Below are 7,702 nucleotides of genomic sequence, written 5' to 3'. Positions count from 1 at the left end.
GCTGCCCGCCGCCGAGGAGATCCGGCAGAGGGGGCAACGACGCCGTGCGCGGCGCAGGGCGAGCGCCGCGGCACTGTGCGCGGCCGTACTGATGGCCGCCGGGGCATGGGTCCTGCTGCCGACCGACCGGCAGCACGAGCGGGGCGCGGTGGCCACCGCGCCGGACAATCCGTTCCGCGAGAACGGCATGGTCCGGACCCTGCCCGCGAAGGAAGTGCCCCTGTACGGCACGTGGCGCTGGAAGGAGAACGAGGGGCGGCCCGTCGACTCCGACGCCCGCGGCGACCTCCTGAACCGGGCGGGTCTCAGCACCTTCTGCCCGGTCACGTTTCCGCAGGCGGGCGCGCCCGACAGGGTCGGCTACAGCCAGGAGTACCGGGGCGCGCGTGACGCCGTGGCCCGGCAGTGCCTCGTCGAGTACGACGACGTGGCAACGGCCCGGGAACAGCTGAGGACGGTGCACACCGGGCTGGAGGCGGACGGCCTGCGGCGCACAGCGGGCAGCGCACCGGACGGCGTGCGGGGAGACGGGGGCGCGACCGCAGCCTGGTCCGGGACCGTGCCGGGCGGCCATACGCTGCGGGTGTTCACGCGGCGATGGGAGTCCTGGGTCTCGGTCGTCGAGATCCTGGACGGCACGGACGCGCCCTGAGCGGCGGTCGCGGGGGCGGCTGACCCGGGGCGGCGGTCGTGGGGGCGGCGCCCGAGAACCGGGCGCCGCCCCCGGACCCGGCCCGCGCCCCGGCTGCATATGGACATGCAGACGCCTTGCTGGCTGAATGGATTTGTCGGCGCCGGATCATGGTGCGCCGGATCTACCGAGGGGACAGCATGAGCGGGAGCAGCCCGGCCGCGCGGTTGCAGCAGCTCTTCGAGGGGCGCCGGCTCACACCCACCCAGCGGCGCATCGCGCACTCGATGGTGCGCAAGGCGGGGGACGTGCCGTTCCTGTCGAGCGTGGAGCTGGCCGAGCTCGCCGGGGTCAGCCAGCCGTCCGTCACCCGCTTCGCCGTGGCGCTCGGCTTCGACGGCTATCCGGCGCTCCGCAAGCACCTGCGGGAGGTCGCCCCGGCCGAGCCCGAGCCGGTGGGCGGGGACGACGCGTACAACGAGTACCAGCAGGCGGTGCTCGGCGAGATCGAGAACCTGCGGCATCTGGCGGAGCTGCTCGCCGACCCCGGGCCGGTCGAGCGGGCGGGCAGGCTGCTGGCGGCCTCGCGCCCGCTGCCGGTGCTCGGGCTGCGGGCCGCCTCCTCGCAGGCGCGCGGCTTCGGATACTTCGCGGCCAAGGTCCACCCCGATGTCCGGGTGCTCGACGAGGGCGGCAGCATGCTGCGCGACCGGATCGACGCCGCGCGGCGGGCGGGCGCCTCCGCGCTGATCTGCTTCGCGCTGCCCCGGCATCCGAAGGAGGTCGTGGACGCCCTCGCGTATGCGCAGGAGCAGGGGCTGGCCGTGGTGTCGGTGGCGGACTCCGCGTTCGCGCCCGTCGCCAAGTACAGCGATCTGCTGATCCCGGCAGCCGTCGGCACCGGGCTCGCCTTCGACACGGCGTGCGCGCCCATGCTGCTGGGCCGGGTACTGCTGGAGGCGATGTGCGACGGCCTGCCCGACGCGCAGGCGCGGCTGGAGGAGTTCGACGCGAGGGCGGCGGCGCGGGGACTGTTCGTGGAGTGACGGGCCCGGGGCCGGTCACCCCGGTCGGAGCGGCGGGCCCGGGGGCGTGCCGCCGTATCGAGGTGTGGCGCGAGCGTCCGGCGCCGGGGACGGCCGGGGCCGCCGCGGTGTGGGACGGCGGGTATGCGATGGGGCGGCTGCCTGCCGCGAGTTCGCCGATTCTCAGGCACCGCTCATCTGCGGCCACTACTCTCCGGGCCGGAAAGGCTCACGAGGAGCTGCGGAGAGGGGTACGGACGTGGGGCGCGGAGCGCAGTCGTTGGCGAGAGTGGCCGTGATCGTACGGGCCGGAGCCGCACCGCTGTGGTGGCCGGGGCTGCTGGCCGCGGCGATCGGCGCGCTGGTGCCGGGGTTCACCGGACGCCGGATCGGACTGCTGTCCGGGGCCGCGCTGTTCCTGATCACCGCCGCCGTGGTGGCGCTGGTCCGGAGCCGCAGGTACGCGGAGCTGGCCGGGGGCGCCACGCGTGCCGGGCGCTCCGACTTCCTCCAGGACCGAGCCGTGACCGTACGCAACTGGCGGCGGCGGCACCGGTGGTGGCTGCTCGGGGCGTTCCTCGTGGCGGTGGCGAGCGCGTTCCTGCTGCCCGGGGCCGGTGGGATGGTGCTCGCCGGGGCGGGCGCCGGGCTCTGGATCAAGGCCGTCCGGATCGGGCGGCGCGAGCACCGGGACGACGCCCTGTACTGGGTGCGGACCGACTGGGTGGAGCGGGGACGGCCCGCGGGCAAGCAGGTCAAGGGGTACCGGTCGACCGGTCCGATGGCGGGTGACGCCGCGCCCGGCGGGGCGCGGCGCAGGCGCTGAGTCCGCCCGTCGGCCCCGGCCGTCAGGGGCGGGGCGGCAGCGGGCCGGGCTGCGGGGGCCGCTGCCGGGCGGAGGGGACCGAGGGCGCCGCACTGGCGGCACCGAGCGGTGCGGGGGCGAGCAGCTCGCCGATGCGGGCGGCCGACCGGCGGCCCTCGGAGTGGAGGGTGTCGATGTCGATCCCCTTGTCGGCGAGCAGGGTGAGGACGGCCGAGGGGCCCGCGGCGTACGAGGCGACGCGGCCGGACCCGCCCTGTACGAGAAGCCCGTCGAAGTCGCCCCGGCCGGTCGCCTCCATCATCCGGACCGCGACGCCGAGGGCCGTCGCGGTCAGCGCGGCGACCTCCTCGGGCTCCACGTCCGGGGTGTCATGGGCCAGGACGATTCCGTCCGTACCGGCGACCAGGGCGCCGGACAGGAGCGGGACCCCGGTCCGTAATCGCTGGAGTTCGGCCAGGACGTGCTGCGTCCGGGGCCCGGCCTCCATCGGCCGTTTCGTCCCGGCGCGCAGTCTGAGTGCTCGGATCACAGGGGCCTCCCAAGGTGTGTGCGAGCCGACGGGGCTGAGCGGCCGAGGGTGCGTGGACGCCCCTCCCGGCCGGCTCGGCGTGCGGTGTCCGTGTGACCACGAGGCTACGCAACGTGCTTGCCCCCGGAGAGGGTTCGGGCACTTTCCAGAGGCACATGCCGGAGCGTACGGAGGTGCGTGGAGGTGCGCGGAGGGCGCGCGACAGGGGCACCCGGGCGACGTTGTGCGCGGGCGGGTGCGAGTCATTGCCCCCATGCGACGGCGCGGAGCTGTTGACTACGAGTATTCAGACCTTCAGGATGTGAATAGAAGACTTACAGTCGCGAGGAGGCACCGCCATGTCAGGACCCCGCCCCGTACGGGCACCGCGCGGTACGGAACTGAGCGCCCTGGGATGGCAGCAGGAGGCCGCCCTGCGCATGCTGCAGAACAACCTCGACCCCGAGGTCGCCGAGCACCCCGACAAGCTCGTCGTCTACGGCGGCACCGGCAAGGCCGCGCGTGACTGGCGCTCCTTCGATGCGATGGTGCGCACGCTGCGGACGCTCAAGCAGGACGAGACGATGCTCGTCCAGTCCGGCCGCCCGGTCGGCGTCATGCAGACCCACGAGTGGGCGCCGCGCGTCCTGATCGCCAACTCCAACCTGGTCGGGGACTGGGCGAACTGGGAGGAGTTCCGCCGCCTGGAGGCGCTCGGGCTCACCATGTACGGCCAGATGACCGCCGGATCGTGGATCTACATCGGTACGCAGGGCATCCTGCAGGGCACCTACGAGACCTTCGCCGCCGTCGCGGCGAAGAAGTTCGGCGGCACCCTGGCCGGCACGATCACGTTGACCGCCGGACTCGGGGGCATGGGCGGCGCCCAGCCGCTCGCCGTGACGATGAACGACGGCGTCGCGATCTGTATCGACTGCGACCCGCGCGCCATCGAGCGCCGGATCGAGCACCGCTACCTGGACGTGCGCGCCGACTCCCTGGAGCACGCGCTCCAGCTGGCCACCGAGGCGCGGGACGCCCGCCGCCCGCTCTCCATCGGCCTGCTCGGCAACGCTGCGGAGCTGCTGCCCCGGATGCTCGCCGAGGGTGCCCCGATCGACATCGTCACCGACCAGACCAGCGCCCACGACCCGCTGTCGTACCTCCCGCTCGGGGTCGACTTCGACGACATGGCCTCGTACGCCGCCGAGAAGCCCGCCGACTTCACGCAGCGCGCCCGGGAGTCGATGGCCAAGCACGTCGAGGCGATGGTCGGCTTCATGGACGCCGGGGCCGAGGTCTTCGACTACGGCAACTCCATCCGCGGCGAGGCCCAGCTCGCGGGCTACGGCCGGGCCTTCGACTTCCCGGGCTTCGTGCCCGCCTACATCCGGCCGCTCTTCTGCGAGGGCAAGGGCCCGTTCCGCTGGGCCGCGCTCTCCGGCGAGGCGTCCGACATCCACAAGACCGACAAGGCGATGCTCGAACTCTTCCCCGAGAACGAGTCGCTGCACCGCTGGATCAAGATGGCCGGCGAACGCGTCCACTTCCAGGGACTGCCCGCCCGGATCTGCTGGCTCGGCTACGGCGAGCGCGACCGGGCCGGTGAGCGGTTCAACGACATGGTGGCGAGCGGTGAGCTGGCCGCGCCGCTGGCCATCGGGCGCGACCACCTGGACTGTGGCTCCGTGGCCTCCCCGTACCGGGAGACCGAGGCCATGCTCGACGGATCCGACGCGATCGCCGACTGGCCGCTGCTCAACGCCATGGTCAACGTGGCCTCCGGGGCCTCCTGGGTCTCCATCCACCACGGCGGCGGCGTCGGCATGGGGCGCTCCATCCACGCCGGGCAGGTGACCGTCGCCGACGGTACGAAGCTGGCGGGCGAGAAGATCCGCCGGGTGCTCACCAACGACCCGGGCATGGGCGTCATCCGGCACGTCGACGCCGGGTACGACATCGCGGAGTCGGTCGCCGCGGACAAGGGCGTGCGCGTGCCGATGACCGAGGACGGACAGTGAGCCTTCCGACCGGCCACGGGACCGGGACCGGGGCCGTGGCCGGGGGTACGGCCCCGGCCGCCGGCGGCCCGTCCTCGTTCGGGGCCATGTGGCGGGAGCTCCTGCCGGTCGGCCGGCACCGGGACAGCGGCGGCTACCGCCGCTACGCCTGGACCGGGGCCGACGCCGACTGCCGCGCCTGGTTCCGGGCGCAGGCCGAGGCGCGCGGGCTCACCTACGAGGTCGACCGGAACGGCAACCAGTGGGCCTGGCTCGGCGACCCCCTCGCCGGGGACGCCGTCGTCACCGGATCGCATCTCGACTCCGTGCCGGACGGCGGCGCCTTCGACGGGCCGCTCGGTGTGGTCTCCTCCTTCGCCGCGCTCGACGAACTCCGCCGCAGGGGAGCGGAGTTCACCCGGCCGCTGGCCATCAGCAACTTCGGCGACGAGGAGGGGGCCCGCTTCGGGCTCGCCTGTGTGGGCTCCCGGCTCGCCGCCGGACAGCTGACCGTGGAGGCCGCCCACCGGCTCCGCGACGGCGACGGCATCACGCTGCCGCAGGCCATGGAGGCGGCCGGATACGACCCCGACGCCATCGGCCCGGACCCCGAACGGCTCGCCCGCATCGGCGCGTTCGTCGAGCTCCACGTCGAACAGGGGCGGGCCCTCGACCTCACCGGCGACCCGGTCGGCATCGCCTCCGCGATCTGGCCGCACGGACGCTGGCGGTTCGACTTCCGGGGCGAGGCCAACCACGCGGGCACCACCCGCCTCGCCGACCGCCGCGACCCGATGCTCACGTACGCCGAGACCGTGCTCGCCGCCCGCCGCGAGGCGGAGCTCGCCGGGGCCCTCGCCACCTTCGGCAAGATCTCCGTCGAGCCGAACGGGGTCAACGCCATCCCCTCGCTCGTCCGGGGCTGGCTCGACTCCCGCGCCGCCGACCAGGACCGCCTGGACGCCGTGGTCGCCGGCATCGAACGGGCCGCCAGGGAGCACGCCGAGCGCGCCGGGATCGACCTCGACGTCGTACGGGAGTCCTTCACGCCCGTCGTCGAGTTCGAGCACGCCCTGCGCGACGAACTCGGCAAGATCCTCGCGAGCCGGGACGACGCCGGTCGCGCCGTACCCGTCCTCGGCACCGGCGCCGGACACGACGCGGGTATTTTGTCCGCCTCGGTCCCCACCGCCATGCTGTTCGTACGGAACCCCACCGGGATCTCGCACTCGCCGGCCGAGCACGCGGGCGAGGACGACTGCGTGGCCGGGGTGATCGCACTCGCCGACGTACTGGAAGGTCTCGCGTGCAGCTGACAACGAACGGCCCCAGGCCCGCCACCGTGACGTACTGGCTCTCCCACGCCTGGCTCGGCACCCATGTCGAGCCGGGCGTCGCCCTGGATGTGTCCGACGGGCTGATCGCGGGCGTCCGCACCGGCGTCGCCACCCCGCCGCCGGGCGCGACCGTGCTGCGCGGGCTGACCGTCCCCGGGCTCGCCAACACCCATTCGCACGCATTCCACCGCGCCCTGCGCTCCACCGTGCAGGTCGGCTCCGGCACCTTCTGGACCTGGCGCGAGATCATGTACCAGGTCGCCGCCCGGCTCACCCCCGACTCGTACTACGACCTCGCCCGCGCCGTGTACGCCGAGATGGCGCTGGCAGGCATCACCGCGGTCGGCGAATTCCACTATCTGCACCACGCGCCGGGCGGCACCCCGTACGACAACCCGAACGCGATGGGCGAGGCCCTGATCGCGGCGGCGGGCGAGGCCGGGATCCGGATCACCCTGCTGGACACCGCCTACCTCTCCGCCGGATTCGGCAAGCGCCCCACCCAGTACCAGCAGCCCGACCGGCACCAGCTGCGCTTCTCCGACACCACCGCGGACGCCTGGGCCGAACGCGCCTCCCTCCTCAAGGGCGGCGACCACGCGCTGATCGGCGCGGCCGTCCACTCCGTGCGCGCCGTGCCCGCCGCGCAGCTCGCCACCGTGGCCGCCTGGGCCGAGGAGCGGCAGGCCCCGCTCCATGTCCACCTCTCCGAGCAGACCGCGGAGAACGACGCCTGCCTCGCCGCCCACGGCTGCACCCCCACCCGGCTCCTCGCCGACCACGGGGTCCTCGGCCCGCGCACCACCGGCATCCACAACACCCACCTCACCGCCGAGGACATCGCGCTCCTCGGCTCCTCGGCGACCGGCACCTGCATGTGCCCCACCACCGAACGCGACCTCGCCGACGGGATCGGCCCCGCCGTCGCCCTCCAGCGCGCCGGCTCGCCGCTCTCCCTCGGCAGCGACAGCCACGCCGTGATCGACCTCTTCGAGGAGGCCCGCGCGATGGAGCTCGACGAGCGCCTGCGCACCCGGGCACGCGGTCACTGGACGGCGGCCGCCCTGCTGCGCGCCGCGACCGTCGACGGCCACGCGGCGCTCGGCCGGCCGGAGGCAGGCATCATCGAACCCGGCGCGCCCGCCGATCTGGCGACCGTCGCCCTGGACTCCGTCAGAACGGCGGGACCGGTGCCCAGACTCGCTGCCGAAGCGGTCGTATTCGCCGCCTCCGCGGCCGATGTGCGGCACACGGTCGTCGCAGGACGGCACATCGTCCGCGACGGGCGGCACGCACTCGTCGAGGACGTACCCGCAGCACTCGCCTCGGCCATCGCCGCCCTGCACGGCTGAGACCGGATTCCCGCAAGGAGAGC

Annotated in this window: 7 protein-coding genes; 6 read left to right on the top strand and 1 reads right to left on the bottom strand. The window is 74.0% G+C overall.

Going from position 1 to position 7,702, the window contains the following annotated elements; all coding sequences use genetic code 11:
* The 3 genes from ACWCPY_RS39480 to ACWCPY_RS39470 form a co-directional block, all read left to right on the top strand.
* Nucleotides 1-652 (top strand): hypothetical protein (locus ACWCPY_RS39480; RefSeq protein WP_451273443.1); only part of this gene is annotated, 652 nt, incomplete at its 5' end.
* Nucleotides 653-831: 179 nt separating this feature from the next.
* On the top strand, nt 832-1,677 hold the full coding sequence (locus ACWCPY_RS39475; protein WP_451273441.1) for a MurR/RpiR family transcriptional regulator: 846 nt from the start codon (nt 832-834) through the stop codon (nt 1,675-1,677).
* Between the two features lie 268 nt (nt 1,678-1,945).
* The gene (locus tag ACWCPY_RS39470; protein WP_451273439.1) at nt 1,946-2,482 is read left to right on the top strand and encodes a hypothetical protein; all 537 of its coding nucleotides are present in this window, start codon (nt 1,946-1,948) and stop codon (nt 2,480-2,482) included.
* Nucleotides 2,483-2,504: 22 nt separating this feature from the next.
* Here the strand turns inward: ACWCPY_RS39470 and ACWCPY_RS39465 are convergent, their stop codons facing one another.
* On the bottom strand, nt 2,505-2,969 hold the full coding sequence (locus tag ACWCPY_RS39465) for a roadblock/LC7 domain-containing protein (protein WP_451273453.1): 465 nt from the start codon (nt 2,967-2,969) through the stop codon (nt 2,505-2,507).
* Between the two features lie 380 nt (nt 2,970-3,349).
* Between ACWCPY_RS39465 and hutU the strand changes: the two genes are divergently transcribed.
* The 3 genes from hutU to ACWCPY_RS39450 all read left to right on the top strand — a co-directional run bounded on the left by hutU (nt 3,350) and on the right by ACWCPY_RS39450 (nt 7,679).
* On the top strand, nt 3,350-5,011 hold the full coding sequence (gene hutU / locus ACWCPY_RS39460; RefSeq protein ID WP_451273437.1) for a urocanate hydratase: 1,662 nt from the start codon (nt 3,350-3,352) through the stop codon (nt 5,009-5,011).
* Nucleotides 5,012-5,097: 86 nt separating this feature from the next.
* Entirely contained in the window at nt 5,098-6,306 is a 1,209-nt protein-coding gene (locus ACWCPY_RS39455) for an allantoate amidohydrolase (protein WP_451273451.1), read from the top strand.
* Complete coding sequence (locus ACWCPY_RS39450; RefSeq protein ID WP_451273435.1) at nt 6,297-7,679, top strand: formimidoylglutamate deiminase; 1,383 nt, start codon at nt 6,297-6,299, stop codon at nt 7,677-7,679. The genes ACWCPY_RS39455 and ACWCPY_RS39450 overlap by 10 nt, the downstream gene beginning before the upstream one ends.
* The last annotated feature ends 23 nt before the right edge of the window (nt 7,680-7,702 follow it).

This window comes from Streptomyces sp. NPDC002403 (assembly GCF_053593015.1).
The sequence above is the reverse complement of the archived record's forward strand: the minus strand, read 5'-3'. Positions and strand labels throughout refer to the sequence as shown.